This is a genomic window from Bradyrhizobium sp. INPA03-11B (assembly GCF_040446015.1).
Lineage (GTDB): Bacteria > Pseudomonadota > Alphaproteobacteria > Rhizobiales > Xanthobacteraceae > Bradyrhizobium > Bradyrhizobium macuxiense_A.
In genome coordinates, this window is the sequence record NZ_JASGSR010000045.1 from 1 (window position 1) to 18,871 (window position 18,871).

Consider the following 18,871-nt stretch of genomic DNA (forward strand, 5'->3'; position numbering starts at 1 on the left):
CTCCCCACCCTCCCCCCTTGCGGGGGAGGGTGGGGAGAGGGGTGACCCCGGCTGAGATGATTGACGCGAGCGTCGGTCTCGCAATCTCGATCGCGCTCGTTGAAGCGCTGAACGGAGAGAGTGCGCCGTGCGGCACCCCTCTCCCCAACCCTCCCCCGCAAGGGGGGAGGGAGCCCTTCCGCCGGTGGCTCCCCTTACACGGAGATGTTTCGCGCAAGGAAAAATGCGTCAAGACAAGAATCTACAACGGAGCTGAGCTCTCGCCGCGTGCGCTTGACAGTTTCGAGGCGAACGAGGCGATCACGATGATCACGGCGATCAGCGCGATCACCAGCGTGCAGATCGCGTTGATCTCGGGCTTCACGCCGAGCCGCACTTCCGAATAGATCCGGATCGGCAGCGTCGCCGAGCCGGGACCGGTGGTGAAGCTCGCGATCACGACGTCGTCGAGCGACAGCGTGAAGGCCAGCATCCAGCCCGCGACGATCGCCGGCACGATCAGCGGCAGCGTCACCAGCAGGAACGCGCGCACCGGATCGCAGCCGAGGTCCATCGCGGCCTCCTCCAGGCTGCGGTCGAGCGCGGAGAGGCGCGACTGCACCACGACGGTGACGAAGCACATCGTCAGCGTGGTGTGGGCGATCGTCACCGTCCAGAAACCGCGCTCGGCATTCAGCGCCACGAACAGCAAGAGCAGCGACAGGCCGGAGATCACCTCGGGCATGACCAGCGGCGAATACAGCATGCCGGAGAACAGCGCCCGCCCGCGGAACCGCTCGCCCCGCGCCAGCCCGACCGCCGCCAGCGTGCCCAGCAATGTCGCCAAGGTCGCCGACACCGCGGCGACCGACAGGCTCATCCACGCCGCCTCCAGCATGGCGCGGTCATTGAAGAACTCGTGATACCAGCGCAGCGACCAGCCGCCCCACACCGTCACCAGCCGCGAGGCGTTGAACGAATAGATCACGAGGATGACGATCGGCAGATAGAGGAACGCCAGCCCGAGCGCCAGCGAGGTCATGTTGAAGCGCGTCAGTCTGGTCGCGGCGCGCGCCATCAGCGGCCCGCCTCCAGTTGACGCCGTTGCAGGCGATCATACAGCACGAGCGGCGGCACCAGCAGGAGCAACAGCGCGACCGCGGCCGCCGACGCCACCGGCCAGTCCTTGTTGGTGAAGAATTCGAGCCACAGCGCCTGCCCGATCATCAGCGAGTTGGAGCCGGCGAGCAGGTCGGGGATCACGAACTCGCCGACGATCGGGATGAAGCAGAGCAGCGCACCGGCGCCGACGCCCGGCAGCGACAGCGGAAACGTCACCAGCCAGAACGCCTGCCGCGGCGAGGCGCCGAGATCGCCCGCCGCTTCCAAGAGCGACGCATCCATCTTCGACAGCGTCGCATAGAGCGGCAGGATCATGAACGGCAGATAGGAATAGACGATGCCGAGATACATCGCGCTGTCGGTCGACAGCCAGACCACCGGCGCAGAGACAATGTGCAGCGTGAGGAGAACCTGGTTGAGCAGGCCGTCATGCTGCAGGATGTTGATCCAGGCATAGATGCGGATCAGGAACGAGGTCCAGAACGGCACGATGACCAGCATCATCGCCACGGCCTGCCAGCGCTGCGGCAGCCGCGCCATGCCATAGGCGATGGGATAGCCGATCAGCAGCAGGATCAAGGTCGAGGTCACCGCGACGACGAGGCTGCGCAGATAGGACAGGATGTAGAGATTGTCTGAGATCAGAAGGCGGAAATTGTCGAACGACAATTGCGCAAACGCAGCCGCCAGCGCCGCGCGGCCCTCGGAGAAATCGAACACCGGCGTATAGGGCGGCTGTGCGATCGCGGTCTGCGACAGGCTGATCTTCAGCACGAAGCCGAACGGCACCAGGAAGAACAGCACCATCCAGAGATAGGGCGCGATCGCGGCGAGCCGCGCCGGCCGGGCGAAGATGCGGCGCGCGCTCATTGCTCCAGCACCAGGCAATCGTCGGCGGTGAACCACGCCACCACGCGCTGGCCGGCGAGATAGGCGTCGACATCGAGCCGCGCGGTGTTGGCCATCGACGAGCGCACCACCGCGCCGGTCTCAAGCTTCACCCGATAGCTGGTGATGCCGCCGAGATAGTTGACGTCGATGACGACGCCTTCCAGCCGGTTGATCGGCTGCGATGCGCCCGCATCCGTTGCCGGCGCGCGGCGCGACAGCTTCACCTTCTCGGGCCGGATCGCGACGCTGACGACCTCCTTGGTCACCGGCGGCCACAGCTCGCTGACCGCAAGTGTGCCCGCTTCCGTCGTCGCGACCGTCAGGCGGCCATGGTCGCGGGCGGCGACCTGGCCGTTGAACAGGTTGATGTCGCCGACGAACTCGGCGATCCAGCGCGAGGCCGGCGCCTCGTAGAGATTGCGCGGGGTGGCGACCTGAACCAGCCGGCCGGCATCCATCACGCCGATCCGGCCGGCCATCGTCATCGCCTCCTCCTGATCATGCGTGACGATGATGAAGGTCATGCCGAGCCGGCGCTGCAACTCCATCAGCTCGCCTTGCGTGCTCTCGCGCAGCTTCTTGTCGAGCGCGGCGAGCGGCTCGTCGAGCAGCAGCACCTGCGGCCGGCGCACCAGCGAGCGCGCCAGCGCCACGCGCTGCCGCTGTCCGCCGGAGAGCTGGTCGGGCTTGCGCTTCTCGAGCCCCTCGAGCTTGACGAGCGCCACCATCTCCGCGACGCGGGTCGCGATATCCTTGCGCGCCATGCCGGCGCGCTTCAGCCCGAAGGCGATGTTGTCGCGCACCGACAGATGCGGGAACAGCGCGTAGTTCTGGAACATCATGTTGACGGGCCGCTCGTGCGGCAGCACCTGGGCGATGTCGTTGCCGCCGAGCAGGATACGGCCCTCGTCCGGCGTCTCGAAGCCCGCGAGCATGCGGAGCAGCGTGGTCTTGCCGCAGCCGCTCGGGCCGAGCAGCGCGAAGAACTCGCCGGCGCGGATATCGAGCGAGAGCTTGTCGACCGCGCGGAAATTCCCGAACGACTTGGCGACGCCCTCGATCCGCAGCAGCGGCATGTCCGGGACGGCCGGTTCAGGCAACGGCCTTGCCGCCTCCGCACTCGCTTCGCCCGATGTCACGTCAAGCAGCCCCGATTCCCCGCAAGGTCCAATCCTGGCGGCAAGCTAGCGGCGGATCGCCACCGGCTCAACCGCCTCACGGACATCTCCCGCAATATTGTCGGCGTCCGCGAGGGCGTGCACTCATCAACCCGTTGCGTCGGCTTTGAGATACCAACCGGAAGACGCTTGCTCAGTCTGAGCCTTATCGCTTTTGACCCTGAACGGCGTCGCGAGCCGATTGCTGCATGCAGATCACTGAGGCAACGCCACCCCGTCGATTTGCATGACGCCGAGCTGGTCGAACAACTCAATCCGTTCACCGTTCAGCACCGGAATGTAGCAGCGACGACTGGCACCCGAGTTCAGGATACAGAGCTTATCCTCCGCGACCGTCCATGTCCCGGCTGCAGGTCCAAGGGACTCTTTCCAGTGCGGATAGGTCATTCGCCCGTCGGGCTCGAATCGCATTGTGAACGGACCATCCCTGAGCTTGGGGCCGAAGCTGATCGTCTTGCCCTGGAATTTTGCGGCCAGGGTCTCACCTATCGGTCGTTCGCCGACCGCTGCCGTGAGCGAGGCATCGGGCCCCGGATCATAGCCCTCGGCCTTCAGGATCAGCCAGAACAGCCTGCCGATACTACGCATGGAAGGTTCGGTGAGGGGCGTGTCTTGGTCGACACGATGCACCACGACGAGGTCGAGTGCGGGCACGACCAAGGCGTATTGGCCACCGGCACCTTCGGCCCAAAAGCTGCCCTCGGGCAAAGTCACCGTAGGCGCAACGGCACCGCCCAAAAAACCGGTCCACCAGAGATAGCCATAGCCCGGCCCGAACGCCGCGCTCGAATAGACACGCGTGCTCTCTTCCACCCACTCCCGCGGCACGATCTGGTGTCCGGCCCAATTGCCTTTGTGCAGATAGAGAAGTGCAAAACGCGCCAGGTCCCGTGCGCTCATGCGGATCGGATAGGCGGGGTGGATAGACGCTTCGCCGCGGACGTAGCTGCCATCCTCTTGCCGGTAGTCCTGCATACCGATTGGCTTTGCGATCTTTTGGTCGAGCGCCGCGAAGACGCCGGTGCCAGTTGCGTGTTCGTAGATCGTGCCCAGCGCGTTGAAGTCCCAATTGTTGTAATACCAGAAGGTGCCGGGCGGATGGCTGCCGCGCGGCGGTCTCATCCTGGCCATGTCCGGCGTCTCATAGAGCGCCGCGTGGTAGACCCCGGAACGCGCTTCGAGGAGTTCGCGCACCGTCGCGCCCTTCTCGATCGCGGTCAAGCCAGGCGGATTATCGTCGATGCCGAGTTCGCCAAGCGTGCTGTCAAGGTTGATCAAGTGATCCGACACCGCGATGCCGATCAGGGCATTGAGCAGGCTCTTGCGGATTGAAGCGAGCTCCATTGGCTTCGTCGTGTTGCCCCACTCGGCCACCACCTTTCCGTGCTGAACGATCACAACCGCGCTCGAGCGAATCTGATCCGAAAAGGATCGCGCTTGGGCCAATTCGGTCTCTGACCAGCCCAATTCTGCAGGGGTGACGCGCTCCCACTCTGCTGCTGGGAAGCCATCTCCAGCTCTGGCAGGCCCGAACCGAACCAAAGCGCCGAGCAGCACGACGGCGAAAACAATCTGGCGAATATGCATTGGATCCCACGCGCTGCGAGCGTCACCCGATCGCAGCACAATACTCATTAACGGAAGCTTGGCAGAACGCCTGTTGAAGTATTTTATTTGGATTCCCGCCAACGCGTTCTCATAGGGACGTCTCTTATTGGCCCAACTCGGACTTCCGGCGATGTCCACTCTTGCGTTGCTGTCGAGGGCTAAGCGGACGTAAGCCCCGAAGGGCTCGTTGCCTTTATAAGGACATGCCCTAGACTTCGCGGCGAAACTCGGGAGGACAACCGATGATTTGCGACCGCTACGGCCTGCCGCTGACCACCACATCGGACCGCGCCGCCGCATATTATGTCGACGGCGTCGATCGCATGTTGGCGGCGCAACTCGGGGCCGATGCCGCATTCGACGCGGCGATCGCCGAGGACCCGGATTTCGCGCTGGCCCATCTCGGCCGCGCCCGCGTCCATCAGCTCAACATGGAAGGGGCCGCGGCCCGCGCCAAGGCCGGCGATGCGCGGCAGCTCGCGGCGGCCGCGACCCCGCGCGAGCGCCAGCACATCGAGATCATCGCATCCGTGATCGAGGGCCAGGGCAAGAAGGCGATGGCGGCGGCCGAACAGCATCTCAGCGAATACCCGCGCGATGCGCAGATACTCTCACTGCTGCTCGGCGCTTTCGGCCTCTACGCCTTCTCCGGCCGGTCCGACCATGACGCGGCGCGGCTCGCGATCTCCGAACGCTACGCCAGCGACTATGGCGACGACTGGTGGTTTCTCACCTATCTCGGCTGGTCGAAGACCGAGGCCGGCGACCCCATCTCGGGCCGCGCCATCACCGAGCGCGGCTACGCGCTGAAGCCCGAGAATGGCGGCGCCGCGCACGCGCTGGCGCATGCGCTGTTCGAGCAGGGCGACGCGGCGGAAGGCCGCAGCTTCCTCTCCGCGTGGCTGCCGGCGAATGATCGCACCAGCTTCCTGCAGGGCCATCTCGCCTGGCACCTCGCCTTGATCGCGATCGAGGAAGGCGACGCCGACAGCGCGCTCGCCATTTACGAGCAGCATATCAAGCCGGCAGGCCGTCCCTACCCGCCACTGAATATCTACACCGACACCGCCTCGCTGCTGTGGCGGCTGTCGGTCGCCGGCAAGACAGGTCTCGAGGCGCACTGGAAGGATGTTGCCGCCTATGGCGACGGCTACTTCCCGAAGGCCGGTGCGCATTTCGCCGACGTGCACCACGCGCTGGTCGCAGCCACGACGAACAACGATGCGCTCGAGGCGCGGCTTGCCGAGATGGCGGCGCGCGACGCCGACGGCAAACTGGCGCCCGGCCCTGCCGCGATCGGGCTCGGCCGCGGCATCGCCGCCTTCGCGGCCGGCGACCATGACAACGCCGTACGCATCCTGGCGCCGCTGATGCCCGAGCTGGTGCGGATCGGCGGCAGCCATGCCCAGCGCGAATTGTGGGAGGACACCTTCATCGTGGCGTGCCTGCGCGCCGGTCAGGGCCGGCAGGCAACGAGCCTGATCGCGGACCGGCTGCATCGCCGTCCATCCAAGCGCGACCTTGCCTGGTCGCAGGAGGCAGCGAGGCAGTAGCGGGGCTCAATCCGCCTTCGCCATGAACGCCGCGAGCGCATCGCGGTCGGCTTGCGGCATGGTCAGCCCGAGCTTCGAGCGCCTCCACAGCACGTCGTCGGGAAACCGCGCCCATTCCTGGCGCATGAGGTAGCGCACCTCCGCGCCGGTCAATTCGGGACCGAAGGCGGGGCCGAGATCGGCCTTCTCTTTGGCATCTCCCAGGACATCCCTGACGTTCAGCCCGTAGGCGGCCACCAGCCGCCGCGCCTGGGCGTCGCTGAGGAAGCGCCAGCGGTCGCGCGCGATGTCGACCTCGGTTTCGAAGCGCTGCCAGGCGAATTCGCCGCCCGGCAGCGGTGCGGTCGCGGTCCAGCGCGGCGTCATCGGATAGAACCGCGTGAACTCCGACACCGCCCGTTCGGCGCGGCGCCGCGCGGTGGTGACGTCGCCACCGAAGATCGTGAGCAACGGCGCCCTGCCGCGCCTGTAATCGATCGACGCTGTGCCATCGCTCATGCGCCGGCGCGCGGGGGCGATCACGGAATTGGCGCCGGAGATCGTCCGCAGCACATCGACTGGCGCGATCTGCTCGCGAAAATAGCGATTGGCCGCGTCGCAGAGATAGGCCACCTCGCGGACGCCCATTGCGACAATGGCGGGATCGCCCTTGAAGGCATGACTGACGCTACCGATCAGGGTGAAGTCGCGCTCATAGGGGCTGGCGAAGATCAATTGTCCGTCGGGGTTCTGGAACGCATAGACGTTGTCGCAATCGAACAGGCGGCGCACCACGATCTGGCTGATCTGCACGGTCGCGAGCTGCGGCGCCGGCACCCGCAACACGGTGTCGGCGACGGAGGCGGTCCAGGCGCCTGACGCATTGACCAGCGATCGCGCCGTGATCACCCGCCGGTAGCCGCGGTCGATCGCAACCAGCCGCCAGGTGTCGCCGCGCTCGGCCCGGGTCACGCGCGCACCGGTGCGGATCTCGGCGCCGCGCGCCGCGGCATCGACGGCGGTGAGCACGACGAGCCGGGAATCGTCGACGATGCAGTCGGAATATTCGAATGCGGTTCCGAATGGCCGTTTCAGCGCATTGCCGACCGGATGGTGGGTGACGTCGAGGGTCGTCGCGCGCGGCAGGCCGCTGCGCGAGGCGAGATGCTCATAGAGCAGCAGCAACGACCGCAATTGCCACGGCGGCCGTTCGTCGGCATGCGCCGGAATCGCGAAGCGCATCGGCCGCACCAGATGCGGTGCGATGCGCAGCCAGACGTCGCGTTCCCTGAGCGCCCTGCGGACGCGGAAGAACTCGCGCCGTTCCAGACCGCCGAGGTCGCCGTGGACCAGCCGCGGCGAGGCCTGCGACGCGCCGGAGCCGAGATCGCCCTGCTCCAGCAGGATCACGCGCAGGCCGCGGCCGGCCGCGTCGCGAGCCACGCTCGTGCCGTTCAGGCCACCGCCGATGATCGCGACGTCATAGTCCGCCATGCACGACGCCTATCGCATTTCAATGCGAACGAAATACGTGCTCGCAGAAAAAATGCGTCAGGCGTCAGCCTGCGCCAACGGCGGCGAAGAAGCCTTCGGGCCCATCGACCTCGATCAGCTTCTTGCCTTCGATCACCCAGAACCGGTTGGCCACCGTCCGCACGAACTGGCGGTCGTGCGACACCAACAGGCAGCTGGCCTGCTGCTCCATCAGTTCCTCCTCCAGCGCCTCCTGGCCCTCGATGTCGAGGTGGTTGGTCGGCTCGTCGAGCAGATAGACGTTCGGCTGGGTGAGCCGCAGCACCAGCATGCCGAGACGGGCCTTCTGCCCGCCCGACAGCCGCCCGATCGGACGGCCCTGCATCTCGATCGAGAGGCCGGCGCCGGCGAGCAGGCCGCGGGCACGCTGATCGCCGACCTCGAAGCGGCGCGTCAGCATGCGCATCGGCGTATCGCCATCCCTGAGATCGGCCAGCGCCTGGTCGCAATAGCCTGTAACCAGCGACTCGGTGGCCCGGATCTCGGCGGCTGCCGCCTCGGGGGTCTCGATCGCCAGCCGCAGCGCCGCGACGAACCGGGTCTTGCCGACGCCGTTCGGCCCGAGCAGCGCGATCCGGTCGCCCTTGCAGATGAACTGCTGGCCGGTCCTGAACAACGGCCGGCCGTCAGGGGTGGCGATCTCGGCGTTGTTCAGCCTGATCAGGACCTTGGCATGGGTGTCGCGGTTGGCGAGTCGGATCGTGCCGGCCGAGCGTTCCATGTGCGCCGGCTTCGCCGTCTCCTCCAGTTTCTCGGCGTGCTGCTTCAATTGCTTGGTCTTCGACAGCAGGAGGTCGCTGCCGGAATTGATGCCGAGGTTGTTGAGCTTGGCGGCCTGCTGCCGCAGCTGACGGACGGTCTTCATGTCGCGCTGATAGCGCCGCTCGTCCGAGGCATCGAATTCGTCGACCGCCGCCCGCGCTGCGGTGTAGGGCAACGCGAACAGCTGCGACCGCTCCGGGCGCAGGAACAGCGTCCGGTTGGTGGTCGCGTCGAGGAAGGCGCGATCGTGGCTTGCGATCACCACCGGCATCTCGCACGGCAGCGCATTCAGCCAGGCCTCGAGCCGGGCGATCTTGGCGAGGTCGAGATGGTTGGTCGGCTCGTCGAGCAGCAACACGTCCGGCTCGGTCACCAGCACGCGGGCGAGCAGCGCAAGCCGCAGCCAGCCGCCGCTCAGCTGCTTGAGCGGCCGCGCCCACAGTTCCTCGGGGACCTCGAGCGATTGCAGGGCGACGTCGACCCGCCAGCCCTCGCTTGCGCGTTGCTCGCCGGGCAGCGCGTCGAGGACGGCGGCATGAAACGCCGTGTCCAGCAGGCTCATTGGCGCATCCTGCTCGACATGGCCGACGGTCAGGCCACGCGCGCGGGTGATGTCGCCTTCATTGGCCTCCATCGCGCCGGCGATACAGCGGAGCAGCGTGGATTTGCCGCGGCCATTGGCGGCCACGAGGCCAATCCGGTCGCCGGCATTGACGACGAAATTCAGTTCGGAAAACAGCGGCGCGTTCAGCGTCACGCCGAGATTGCGTACATTGATGAGGGACACGATCAATTCTCTGGTGTTGCCGGCGATCACGACATCCCAAGGGCATGCCAGCATGCCCTTGGGCATCCAGCCATCGGATGTGCGTGTCGAAGCGCGGCGAGGGATTTGAGTGCAGGCACGAACGCTCAAGCGTTCGACGCCGCACGGCCACGAAGGGCAGACCAGGAAGAGATTTTAGGCGAGTTTCCGGTCAGCCCTGCAAACGCATTTGCAGGGCGTTGACGGGGCCACGCTTGAGGTGGGGATCGTTGAATCGCGCCACGACGCAGCCCTCCTTTCTCGGCCGAAATGATGTGGTGCTTCGACGGTAACCGGACGTGCAAGGGATGGCAAGCGCAGCCGGCCGAGCCGCCCTGACGGTTCAGGCCAGTTTACCCGGCTCGACGCACGGTTTCCGCCAGGTGGTCGCCGCCGACCAGCGCGGCAAATTGACCGATCGGGGCCGGCCGGCCGATCAGATAGCCCTGCACCGCATCGCAGCCCTCTTCGGCGAGGAAGCCGAGTTGCGCCTCGGTCTCGACGCCTTCGGCGACGATCGACATTTCGAGGCCATGGCCGAGATCGATCACCGCGCGCACGATCGCGGCCGATTGCGGATTGCGGCCGAGGTTGATGACGAAGGCGCGGTCGATCTTGATCTTGTCGAACGGAAACGCCTGCAGATAGCTCAGCGAGGAATAGCCGCTGCCGAAATCATCCATCGAGATGCGCACGCCGAGCGCCTTCAGCCGCCGCAGCAGCGACAGGCCGCGGTCGAAATCCTCGATCAGCACGCCCTCGGTGATTTCGAGCTCGAGGCGGTCGGGCGTCAGCCCGGTCTCGAGCAGGATCGAATGGACGAGGCCGACGAGGTCGCCATGGGTGAATTGCGCCGGCGACAGGTTGACGGCGACCTGCATCGGCACCGCCCAGGAGGCCGCCTCGCGGCAGGCCTCGCGCAGGATCCATTCGCCCATCTCGACGATCAGGCCGCTTTCTTCCGCGAGCGGAATGAAGTCGCTGGGCGGCACGAAGCCGCGCACCGGATGGTGCCAGCGCGCCAGCGCCTCGAAACCGATGATCTGGCTGCCCGCAACGCTCGGCCCCGCAGCCGCCTGCGGCTGGTAGTAGAGCGACAATTCGCCGTTCTTGATCGCGACCGACAATTCCTGGTGCAGCACGCGGCGATCGCGGATCTGCTGGTCCATCTCGGGCTCGAAGATCGAGATCGTGCCGCGCGACTTCGCCTTGGCGCGGAACAGCGCCGCGCCCGAATTGGCCAGCAGCGAGGCCGCATCGGATCCATTGGCGGGGAATACCGCGATGCCGGTGGTGAGGCCGGTGCGCACCGACTTGCCGTCGATCAGGAAATCCTCACCCAACGCCTCGGCGGCCTGCTCCGCCAGCGCAATGCCGGCGACCGGCTGCTTGCCGTCGATGATGAGGCCGAATTCGTCGCCGGACAGCCGCGCCACCACGCCGCCACGCGCCACGGTCTGCAAACGCTGCGCGACCTCGATCAGCACCTTGTCGCCCATCGCATGGCCGTAGACGTCGTTGATCTCCTTCAGCCCGTCGAGGTCGACGCAGAGCACGGCGAACTCCTCGTCGGTGCCGTCGCAGGCCTCGATCATCTGGGTCAGCGCCTGCAGGAAGGCGGCGCGGTTCGGCAGATCGGTCAGGCCGTCATGATAGGCCATGTGCGCCATGCGCGACTCGGTCTGGCGCCGGTCGGTGACGTCCTCATGGGTCTTGATCAGATATTGCGGCTCGCCATGGTCGTCGAGCACAGTCATGCGGCGGGTCAGGAACAGCCGCAGACCGTCCTTGGTCGAGATCGGATGCTCCTCGGCGATCATGCTGCGCTTCCTGATCGCGGCCTCGTCGCGGGCGATGATTAGCTTGGCTTCGCGCGCGTTGAAGATGTCGGACGCGGTCAGGCCGGCGGCGTCCTCGCGGCGGCGGTTGAGGATCGTCTCGGCGCTGCGGTTGGCCAGCAGGTAGCGGCCGTCGCTGACCCGCTGCACGATCAGCGAGACCGGGATGTTGTCGACCACGAGCTCGAGGAATTTCTTGTTGTTCTCGAGCTCGCGCGACAGCGAGCGGCGGTCGGTGACGTCCTCGAACAGCGCGATCAGGAACTCCGGCGCACCGGCCTCGTTGCGGGCGATCACCCGGTTCGACGCCAGGATGCGCTTCTCGGCACCGCGTTCGACGAAGAACTCGCTGCGGTGATAGCCTTCCGGCGCGTCCAGCGCCGCGCGGTCGGCCGTGTCGATGCTGAGCGCGGTCTCCGGACGGAAGATCTCGTCGGCGCGCTTGCCGACGATGTGATCGCGGGAGAAGCGCGAGAAGCGCTCGAACGCGCGGTTGGCGAAGATATAGCGGCCGTCCTCGATGTTCTTGGCCGCGACGCAGACCGGGACGTTGTCGAGCACGGATTCGAGGAACTGCGTGGTCGAGGCCAGCTTGCGCGATAGCTTGCGCTGCTCGGTGCAATCGAGATGGGTCGCGACCGAGCCGCCGTTCGGCAGCGGAAAATATTTCACCAGCACCGACTTGCCGCCGGGCAGTTCGGTGACCAGCCCCTCGGGCTCTGCGGCCCTGGCAAAGAAATCGTCGACGCTGACGTCGAGCACGCCGCGGCTGCGGCGCAGTTCAAGCAGTTCGGTGCCGGTCATGCGGCGCCGGATGTCGGCGCGCGACAGGCCGTAGATTTCGAGATAGCGGTCGTTGCAGAACACGATGCGCTCCTGCGCATCGGTCATCACCACGCCCTGGTTCAGATGGTTGAGGGCCGACGACACGAAGGCGTTGCGCCGCAATTGCGCGCGCTTGGCCCTGCGCAGGGCGGAGAGCACCCAGAGCCCGACCGCGCCGAGGAAGGAGGCAACCACCACGCTGCCGATCAGGAGTTCCCAGACCACGCCGGGATCGAGGTCACCGAGATAGCTCGAGGGCGCGAAGGCGGCGGAGGCGGCCTGGGCTGCACCGAACGGCACGACGGCGGCGATCAGGCAAAGGACGGCCCTTGCCGGAATCGAATTCTTCCCGCCCGCCTGCCACTTCCTGCCAGCCATCGATCACCCGCGGATTTCCGGGGCGAGTGTCCGGCTCCGGCGGTTTGGATCGGGTAAACGCGTACGGATGCAACTGGACAATGCGAGTTAATTTACGGCAATTGCCCTGACATGATTAATGCTCCACTAACGCGGCATGGCTCCCCGACAATTTGAGATGGCCCAACCACTTGCCCAGAACGAGCGGATCGGCTGAACGATGTTGGCGGCCATGGCCAGGGCGTGGCTGCGGGGAAATATTCGGACCTGAAGGACGTGATGGACAGGGTTGATTGCGTGATCGTCGGTGCGGGGGTGATCGGCCTCGCCGTGGCGCGCCGGCTGGCACAGGCCGGCCGCGAAGTAATTGTGATCGAGGAGGCTGAGGCGATCGGCACGGTGACCTCGTCGCGAAACAGCGAGGTGATCCATGCCGGGATCTACTACAAGGCCGGCAGCCTGATGGCGCGGATGTGCGTCAGCGGCAAGCAGGCGCTCTACCGCTACTGCGCCGAGCACGGCATCCCGCACAAGAATTGCGGCAAGCTGATCGTTGCCACCACACCCGCGGAGACCGAGAAACTGCAGTCGATCCGCTCGCATGCCGCGGCCAACGGCGTCGACGACATGCAACTGTTGTCCGGCGAGGCGGCGCGCGCGCTGGAGCCGGCGCTGAACTGCGACGCGGCGCTGCTGTCGCCCTCGACCGGGATCATCGACAGCCATGCCTACATGCTGGCGCTGCGCGGCGACGCCGAGGCGGCCGGGGCGGCGTTCGCCTTCCATACGCCGCTGCTCCACGCCAGGGCGACGGCCAACGGGTTCGAGATCGAGGCCGGCGGCGCAGCGCCCATGACGCTCGCCTGCGATCTCTTGGTCAATGCCGCCGGCCTCGGCGCGACGGCGGTCGCGCGCAGCGTCGAGGGCATGCCGATCGCGTTGATTCCAACCGCCTATTTGGCCAAGGGCAACTACTTCAGCTGCAGCGCCAAAGCGCCGTTTTCGCACCTGATCTATCCGGTGCCGGAGCCCGGCGGGCTCGGCGTGCACCTGACGCTCGACATGGCCGGACAGGCAAGGTTCGGCCCCGACGTCGAGTGGATCGATCACATCGATTATGCGGTCGATCCAGCCCGGGCCGAGCGGTTCTATCCGGCGATCCGGAAATACTGGCCGACCCTGCCGGATGGCGCGCTGATGCCGAGCTATTCGGGAATCCGGCCCAAGATCGTGCCGCCGGCGGTGGCAACCCAGGATTTCCTGATCCAGGGCCCGGCCGATCACGGCGTCGCCGGCCTGATCAACCTGTTCGGGATCGAGTCACCAGGGCTGACATCGTCGCTCGCGGTCGCCGACCATGTCGGCGCGCTGGCGCAGCTCTGAGCAAATGCAGCATGGCCTCCCGGGGGACGCGCGCTTTGGCGCTCATCCCTCGGTGAAAGGCTAGATTATTTGCGAATTTACAGGGGGACCGATTTAGTGGACCGTGTCGTCGGCGGAAAGTCTCAACCGCTCGATTTGATCCTTGACCATCAGCTTGCGGCGCTTCAGCTCGCAGATATGCAGGTCGTCTACAGAGGGGTGAACGAGCGCTTCGTGCAGTTCGTTCTCAAGTATTTTGTGTTTACGCTCCAGCTCAACGAGATGGGCCTGTATCGCCATTGCGAACTCTCCTCGGTGCGTTAAACCTCAGGTTCGATCCGGACTCCTGAGTGTACACAAGTGGGCGGTACTGTCGATAGGGGACGCGAAATGCCGCACGCACTCATTTCGGTTTATCTGCAACCAATCGTGATTGTGGAACCGGTCCGGCTTGCGCGGCGCGCGCGCAGGGAGGATATTCCGGTAAGCGGCCGCTTCGGCCGCAACAACCTCATCGTGCTTACCAGTTAATACACAACCATGAACGATCAGGATGAGCGCGAACTCCTCGCCGAGCTTGCGCGTCTGCAACAAGAGCACCGCGACCTCGATGCCGCGATCGACGCGCTGCATCAGTCGCCAGCGCCGGATCTCCTGATGCTGCAGCGCTTGAAGAAGCGGAAGCTGCAATTGCGCGACCGCATCGCCTTCATCGAAGATCAGATCACGCCCGACATCATCGCCTGACGCGCGCCGCTGGGTTCGGCGGCCCCGCCGGTTCAGGTCGGCCCGTGGGTTTTCCCCGTCATCCACAGCGCTTCACGTTCGCGGCAACGGACGCGTGCGCGGTTTTCGCCGCTTGACTCCAAAAGAACAAAATAAGAACATGCCGATCCAGCCGCCAGCCATCAGAGGGAGTTTCGCCATGTCCGCACCGCCGTCCCTGCCCGAGCACAGCCACTACGAGAAGGCCTGCGACCAGGCGATCGCGATGTGCGACGGCAACCTGCGCAGCACCATCAAGGCGCTGATCATGGCCAACGAATATCTGGAAGCCGAGCTTGAGGAATTGCAGGCCGCGATCACGGCCGGCTGCGTGCCGGCGCGAAGCCATGCGGCGAGCGACGCTGCCTGATCCTTGTCCTGACCTTGACCTGACCTTCACGGAGCACAGCAATGGCGGACGTGACCTATTACGTGGCACTGCCCTTCATGCAGGACGACGACGGCACGCCGGTCGCCGGCAGCGCAGAGGAATGCCAGAGCTCGGCGATCGCGCTGCGCCGGGCGGAGACGATGTCGCGGATGCCCGGCAGCATCGGTGCGGTCGCGTTCAGCCGCACCGGCGATCCCGCGATCGGCGAATTCGGCGATGCCAAGCTGCTGCGCGCCTACGGCAATGTGCCGGAAGATCTCAGCGCACTGTAACCGCTAGGGAGATGGGATCAGGTTGAGCTGGAACGGCCTCGAAAGTTCACCTCTCCCTTGGGAGAGGTCGATTTGCGTAGCAAATCGGGTGGGGGGTCACGGTCTATCGAGAGCGCAAGAGCCCTCACCCGGATTGCTTCGCAATTCACCTCTCCCCAACGGGGAGAGGTGAATTGAGACCGCGCCAAGCCGATTCAACCAAAACTCATCCTGCTCTGGGATTCTCCTGGGATTCATGGCGCCGCTGCGCCTTGCGCACATACATCGCGCGATCGGCCTCATCGAGAACGCGATCGATATCCGAATGCGCGGTGAGGATCGCAACGCCTGCGGAGGCGCCCGCGGAGACGCGGCTGTCACGGAACACGAAAGTCAGGCGGTCGATCGCATCTTCCAGCGCAGCCGCCTTGGCGCGCGCATCGGTCTCGCTGAGATTCCACAGCAGCACCGCGAACTCGTCGCCACCGAGACGGCCGACCACGTCCGAGGCGCGCACCTGGTCCGATATCGCGGCAACGATCTTCTTCAGCACCTCGTCGCCGGCCGCATGCCCGAAGGCATCGTTGATCGGCTTGAGGCGATCGACGTCGAGCACGATCAGCGCGCCGGAGGCCTGATAGCGCTTGATGAAGGAGAGCGAACGGACGAGCTCGCGCTCGAAGCCGCGCCGGTTCTGGATGCCGAGCAGGAAGTCGGTCTCGGCCGAGGCCTGCAGTTCCTCGATCCGGGCCTGGGCCCGCGCCAGTTGCGCCCGCAACCGGCGGATGGTGGATTTGTCGCCGGACGCGACCGCGCCTCGCATGGAAGCTCCGGTTTCAGCCGCTTTGGTTCCAGTCGCTTTGGTTCCACCACCCTTGATTCCAGTCCCGCCCGGCCCCGGTTTACGCGCGGCGGACGCGCCTTTCCGTTGTTTTGCGGCCCCAGAGGCGGCCGCCGTCGTCTTCTTCTTCATGCGCATCCTTGTTGAGGCCTGCTTATGAAGGCTTGCCGGGATTCACCAAGACAGGATAGTCCATTCTAACTCCCTTGCCACGCCTTGGATGAGAACCGGGCCGTCCCTATAATCGGCCTATGCTTTTGGATTCCTGCACAGAATTGAAGAGATGACCGCTCCGATCGCCATCATCATGGGAAGCCAGTCCGACTGGGAAACCATGCGCCATGCCGCCGAGACCCTGGCTGCGCTGGGTGTTGCCTGCGAAACGCGCATCGTTTCGGCGCACCGCACCCCGGATCGGCTCTACGCCTTTGCCAAGGGCGCCAAGACTGCCGGGCACAAGGTGATCATTGCCGGCGCCGGCGGTGCCGCCCATCTGCCGGGCATGACTGCCGCGCTGACGGAGCTTCCGGTGTTCGGGGTTCCCGTCGAGTCGAAGGCGCTGTCCGGCGTCGATTCGCTGTACTCGATCGTGCAGATGCCGGCCGGCATCCCGGTCGGAACCCTGGCGATCGGCAAGCCCGGCGCGATCAATGCCGCGCTGCTTGCGGCGAGCGTGCTCGCGCTCAACGATCCTGCTCTGTCGGCCCGCCTTGCGGCCTGGCGCAAGCAGCAGACCGATGCGGTCAAGGACCATCCGGAGGGCGCGGCGTGACGGCTTCGAACGGAGTGAAGCTGAAGCCGGGCGACACCATTGGAATCCTCGGCGGCGGACAATTGGGCCGGATGCTGGCGATGGCCGCGGCGCGCCTCGGGCTGCGCTGCGAGGTGTTTTCGCCGGATCCGGATTCGCCCGCCTTCGACGTCGTGCAGAAGGCAACCTGCGCGGAATATGCCGACGTCGAGGCGCTCGAACTGTTCGCCAACGACGTCGACGTCGTCACCTATGAATTCGAGAACGTCCCGGCCGCGACCGCGATGGTGCTCGCCGCGCGCCGCCCGGTGCTGCCCGCGTACAAGATCCTCGAGACCACGCAGGACCGGCTGATCGAGAAGGATTTCATCAGCAAGCTCGGCATCGGCACCGCCGATTATGCCGACGTCTCCTCGGTCGCGACGCTGCGCGCGGCGATCGAACGGATCGGCTTGCCTGCTGTCATCAAGACCCGCCGCTTCGGCTATGACGGCAAGGGCCAGGCCATCATCCGCCCGGGCGACGACATCGAGCAGGTCTGGGAGGATCTCGGCACCAAGTCGGCCATCCTCGAGGCCTTCGTGCCGTTCGAGCGCGAGATCTCGGTGATCGCGGCGCGCTCCGCCTCCGGCGAGGTCGAATGCTTCGACGTCACCGAGAACGAGCATCGCGACCACATGCTGAAGATCTCCCGCGCGCCGGCCGCGATTCCCGAGGCGCTTGCCGCGCAGGCACGCGCGATCGCCGAGAAGATCGCCACTGCACTCGACTATGTCGGCGTGCTCGCGGTGGAATTGTTCGTGGTCCCCGGCAACGGCAAGGCGGCGACGGTGCTGGTCAACGAGATCGCACCCCGCGTGCACAATTCCGGCCACTGGACGCTCGACGGCGCCTCGATCTCGCAGTTCGAGCAGCACATCCGCGCCATCGCCGGCTGGCCGCTGGGCAAGCCGGTGCGCCATGGCGACGTGGTCACCATGACCAACCTGATCGGCGACGACATCCTGGGCTACGAGCAGTGGCTCACCGTTCCCGGTGCCACCGTGCATCTGTACGGCAAGGGCACGCCGCGCCCCGGGCGCAAGATGGGGCACGTCACCGAAGTGACGCCGCCCCGAAAGCCATGAATTCCGCTGGAGCGCGATGAGATCTTCATCGCGCCCTGGCGCCGTCGGGATCGTGGCGAGCACGATCCCATTCGCACATCACGCAGTCTTGACGCCGGCGACGACGCCGGTCGGCTCGTCGCTGAGCCAGCGATAGATCACGCCGCCGAGCGCACCGCCGATCAAGGGCGCGACCCAGAACATCCAGAGCTGCGCCAGCGCCCAGCCTCCGACGAACAGCGCCGGCCCGGTGCTGCGCGCCGGGTTCACCGAGGTGTTGGTGACGGGAATGCTGACGAGATGGATCATCACCAGCGCGAGGCCGATGGCGAGCGGCGCGAAGCCGGCGGGTGCCTTGCCGTGCGTCGATCCCATGATGATGAACAGGAACATCATGGTCATCACCACCTCCATGATGAAGCACACCACCATGCTGTACTGGCCCGGTGAATGCGCGTCATAGCCGTTGGAGGCGAAGCCCTTGCTGACATCGAAGCCGGGCGCGCCGCTGGCGATCACATAGAGCAGCCAGGCCGCAACGATTGCGCCCACGACCTGCGCGATGATGTAGGGCAGCACCTGGCCGCCGGGGAAACGTCCACCCGCAGCAAGCCCGACCGTCACCGCCGGATTGAGGTGGCAGCCCGAGATATGCCCGATCGCGTACGCCATGGTCACCACGCTCAGCCCGAAGGCCAATGACACGCCGACCAGGCCGATCCCGACCTGCGGAAAGCCCGCCGCGATGACCGCGCTGCCGCAGCCGGCGAATGTGAGCCAGAACGTACCGATCAGCTCGGCCGCATATTTCTTCATATCCATGTGCCATCTCCCCTATTTCCAATGCCCGGGTCATCCAAAACGCCGGGAGCGGCCCTCAACCGGGCGCCAAATCACCCAAATCAGGGCCGCACGATGGCATTTTCGCCCCATTTCGTGGCTTTACTAGGCCCGAAAGTCACTCGACCGGTGGA

18 protein-coding genes are annotated in these 18,871 nt (G+C 65.8%); 8 read left to right on the forward strand and 10 right to left on the reverse strand.

Annotation, left to right across the window (positions count from 1 at the left end):
- Positions 1 to 241 precede the first annotated feature (241 nt).
- The 4 genes from QMZ05_RS20060 to QMZ05_RS20075 all read right to left on the reverse strand — a co-directional run bounded on the left by QMZ05_RS20060 (position 242) and on the right by QMZ05_RS20075 (position 4,757).
- On the reverse strand, positions 242 to 1,057 hold the full coding sequence (locus tag QMZ05_RS20060) for an ABC transporter permease subunit (protein WP_353702315.1): 816 nt from the start codon (positions 1,055 to 1,057) through the stop codon (positions 242 to 244).
- Entirely contained in the window at positions 1,057 to 1,971 is a 915-nt protein-coding gene (locus tag QMZ05_RS20065) for an ABC transporter permease subunit (protein WP_353702316.1), read from the reverse strand. Before QMZ05_RS20065 ends, QMZ05_RS20060 begins: the two co-directional genes overlap by 1 nt.
- Entirely contained in the window at positions 1,968 to 3,068 is a 1,101-nt protein-coding gene (locus QMZ05_RS20070; RefSeq protein ID WP_353702351.1) for an ABC transporter ATP-binding protein, read from the reverse strand. Before QMZ05_RS20070 ends, QMZ05_RS20065 begins: the two co-directional genes overlap by 4 nt.
- A 297-nt stretch (positions 3,069 to 3,365) precedes the next feature.
- Entirely contained in the window at positions 3,366 to 4,757 is a 1,392-nt protein-coding gene (locus tag QMZ05_RS20075) for a serine hydrolase (protein WP_353702317.1), read from the reverse strand.
- A gap of 344 nt (positions 4,758 to 5,101) precedes the next feature.
- Here QMZ05_RS20075 and QMZ05_RS20080 point away from each other — a divergent pair, with 344 nt between their 5' ends.
- Positions 5,102 to 6,331: a tetratricopeptide repeat protein gene (locus tag QMZ05_RS20080; protein ID WP_353702352.1), complete on the forward strand. Its 1,230-nt coding sequence runs from the start codon at positions 5,102 to 5,104 to the stop codon at positions 6,329 to 6,331.
- A gap of 6 nt (positions 6,332 to 6,337) precedes the next feature.
- Here QMZ05_RS20080 and QMZ05_RS20085 read toward each other — a convergent pair whose 3' ends face one another.
- The 3 genes from QMZ05_RS20085 to QMZ05_RS20095 all read right to left on the reverse strand — a co-directional run bounded on the left by QMZ05_RS20085 (position 6,338) and on the right by QMZ05_RS20095 (position 12,451).
- Positions 6,338 to 7,804, reverse strand: a complete 1,467-nt coding sequence (locus tag QMZ05_RS20085; RefSeq protein ID WP_353702318.1) for a glycerol-3-phosphate dehydrogenase — start codon at positions 7,802 to 7,804, stop codon at positions 6,338 to 6,340.
- A 64-nt stretch (positions 7,805 to 7,868) separates the two neighbouring features.
- Positions 7,869 to 9,446 carry an ABC-F family ATP-binding cassette domain-containing protein gene (locus QMZ05_RS20090; RefSeq protein WP_353702319.1) on the reverse strand — a complete coding sequence of 526 codons (1,578 nt, stop codon included), beginning with the start codon at positions 9,444 to 9,446 and terminating at the stop codon, positions 7,869 to 7,871.
- Between the two features lie 317 nt (positions 9,447 to 9,763).
- On the reverse strand, positions 9,764 to 12,451 hold the full coding sequence (locus QMZ05_RS20095; protein ID WP_353702320.1) for an EAL domain-containing protein: 2,688 nt from the start codon (positions 12,449 to 12,451) through the stop codon (positions 9,764 to 9,766).
- Between the two features lie 258 nt (positions 12,452 to 12,709).
- Here QMZ05_RS20095 and QMZ05_RS20100 point away from each other — a divergent pair, with 258 nt between their 5' ends.
- Positions 12,710 to 13,813 carry an NAD(P)/FAD-dependent oxidoreductase gene (locus tag QMZ05_RS20100; RefSeq protein ID WP_353702321.1) on the forward strand — a complete coding sequence of 368 codons (1,104 nt, stop codon included), beginning with the start codon at positions 12,710 to 12,712 and terminating at the stop codon, positions 13,811 to 13,813.
- 93 nt (positions 13,814 to 13,906) lie between these two features.
- Here the strand turns inward: QMZ05_RS20100 and QMZ05_RS20105 are convergent, their stop codons facing one another.
- A complete protein-coding gene (locus QMZ05_RS20105) occupies positions 13,907 to 14,092 on the reverse strand; it encodes a DUF465 domain-containing protein (protein ID WP_050422666.1) in 186 nt (61 codons plus the stop codon).
- 90 nt (positions 14,093 to 14,182) lie between these two features.
- On the opposite strand from QMZ05_RS20105, the gene QMZ05_RS20110 reads away from it, so the two are divergent.
- From QMZ05_RS20110 to QMZ05_RS20125, 4 genes are all read left to right on the forward strand, one after another.
- Positions 14,183 to 14,323, forward strand: coding sequence for a hypothetical protein (locus QMZ05_RS20110; RefSeq protein WP_353702322.1), 141 nt, complete (start codon positions 14,183 to 14,185; stop codon positions 14,321 to 14,323).
- Between the two features lie 9 nt (positions 14,324 to 14,332).
- Positions 14,333 to 14,539 carry a DUF465 domain-containing protein gene (locus tag QMZ05_RS20115; RefSeq protein WP_024583705.1) on the forward strand — a complete coding sequence of 69 codons (207 nt, stop codon included), beginning with the start codon at positions 14,333 to 14,335 and terminating at the stop codon, positions 14,537 to 14,539.
- Positions 14,540 to 14,717: 178 nt separating this feature from the next.
- On the forward strand, positions 14,718 to 14,927 hold the full coding sequence (locus QMZ05_RS20120) for a hypothetical protein (protein WP_050422667.1): 210 nt from the start codon (positions 14,718 to 14,720) through the stop codon (positions 14,925 to 14,927).
- Between the two features lie 41 nt (positions 14,928 to 14,968).
- The gene (locus QMZ05_RS20125) at positions 14,969 to 15,220 is read left to right on the forward strand and encodes a hypothetical protein (RefSeq protein WP_050422668.1); all 252 of its coding nucleotides are present in this window, start codon (positions 14,969 to 14,971) and stop codon (positions 15,218 to 15,220) included.
- Between the two features lie 205 nt (positions 15,221 to 15,425).
- On the opposite strand, the gene QMZ05_RS20130 is transcribed toward QMZ05_RS20125, so the two are convergent.
- A complete protein-coding gene (locus tag QMZ05_RS20130) occupies positions 15,426 to 16,178 on the reverse strand; it encodes a GGDEF domain-containing protein (protein WP_353702323.1) in 753 nt (250 codons plus the stop codon).
- Between the two features lie 145 nt (positions 16,179 to 16,323).
- On the opposite strand from QMZ05_RS20130, the gene purE reads away from it, so the two are divergent.
- Complete coding sequence (gene purE, locus QMZ05_RS20135) at positions 16,324 to 16,812, forward strand: 5-(carboxyamino)imidazole ribonucleotide mutase (RefSeq protein ID WP_353702324.1); 489 nt, start codon at positions 16,324 to 16,326, stop codon at positions 16,810 to 16,812.
- Positions 16,809 to 17,918, forward strand: coding sequence for a 5-(carboxyamino)imidazole ribonucleotide synthase (locus QMZ05_RS20140; protein ID WP_353702325.1), 1,110 nt, complete (start codon positions 16,809 to 16,811; stop codon positions 17,916 to 17,918). Before purE ends, QMZ05_RS20140 begins: the two co-directional genes overlap by 4 nt.
- Positions 17,919 to 17,996: 78 nt before the next feature.
- Here QMZ05_RS20140 and aqpZ read toward each other — a convergent pair whose 3' ends face one another.
- A complete protein-coding gene (gene aqpZ, locus QMZ05_RS20145) occupies positions 17,997 to 18,719 on the reverse strand; it encodes an aquaporin Z (RefSeq protein WP_353702326.1) in 723 nt (240 codons plus the stop codon).
- Positions 18,720 to 18,871: the final 152 nt, after the last annotated feature.

Bases quoted from the DNA above. Each gene is read 5' to 3' on its own strand.
- QMZ05_RS20060 (WP_353702315.1), bottom strand. From the start codon at position 1,057: ATGGCGCGCGCCGCGACCAGACTGACGCGCTTCAACATGACCTCGCTG.
- QMZ05_RS20065 (WP_353702316.1), bottom strand. From the start codon at position 1,971: ATGAGCGCGCGCCGCATCTTCGCCCGGCCGGCGCGGCTCGCCGCGATC.
- QMZ05_RS20070 (WP_353702351.1), bottom strand. From the start codon at position 3,068: ATGCCGCTGCTGCGGATCGAGGGCGTCGCCAAGTCGTTCGGGAATTTC.
- QMZ05_RS20075 (WP_353702317.1), bottom strand. From the start codon at position 4,757: ATGCATATTCGCCAGATTGTTTTCGCCGTCGTGCTGCTCGGCGCTTTG.
- QMZ05_RS20080 (WP_353702352.1), top strand. From the start codon at position 5,102: ATGTTGGCGGCGCAACTCGGGGCCGATGCCGCATTCGACGCGGCGATC.
- QMZ05_RS20085 (WP_353702318.1), bottom strand. From the start codon at position 7,804: ATGGCGGACTATGACGTCGCGATCATCGGCGGTGGCCTGAACGGCACG.
- QMZ05_RS20090 (WP_353702319.1), bottom strand. From the start codon at position 9,446: ATGCTGGCATGCCCTTGGGATGTCGTGATCGCCGGCAACACCAGAGAA.
- QMZ05_RS20095 (WP_353702320.1), bottom strand. From the start codon at position 12,451: ATGGCTGGCAGGAAGTGGCAGGCGGGCGGGAAGAATTCGATTCCGGCA.
- QMZ05_RS20100 (WP_353702321.1), top strand. From the start codon at position 12,710: ATGGACAGGGTTGATTGCGTGATCGTCGGTGCGGGGGTGATCGGCCTC.
- QMZ05_RS20105 (WP_050422666.1), bottom strand. From the start codon at position 14,092: ATGGCGATACAGGCCCATCTCGTTGAGCTGGAGCGTAAACACAAAATA.
- QMZ05_RS20110 (WP_353702322.1), top strand. From the start codon at position 14,183: ATGCCGCACGCACTCATTTCGGTTTATCTGCAACCAATCGTGATTGTG.
- QMZ05_RS20115 (WP_024583705.1), top strand. From the start codon at position 14,333: ATGAACGATCAGGATGAGCGCGAACTCCTCGCCGAGCTTGCGCGTCTG.
- QMZ05_RS20120 (WP_050422667.1), top strand. From the start codon at position 14,718: ATGTCCGCACCGCCGTCCCTGCCCGAGCACAGCCACTACGAGAAGGCC.
- QMZ05_RS20125 (WP_050422668.1), top strand. From the start codon at position 14,969: ATGGCGGACGTGACCTATTACGTGGCACTGCCCTTCATGCAGGACGAC.
- QMZ05_RS20130 (WP_353702323.1), bottom strand. From the start codon at position 16,178: ATGCGCATGAAGAAGAAGACGACGGCGGCCGCCTCTGGGGCCGCAAAA.
- purE (WP_353702324.1), top strand. From the start codon at position 16,324: ATGACCGCTCCGATCGCCATCATCATGGGAAGCCAGTCCGACTGGGAA.
- aqpZ (WP_353702326.1), bottom strand. From the start codon at position 18,719: ATGGATATGAAGAAATATGCGGCCGAGCTGATCGGTACGTTCTGGCTC.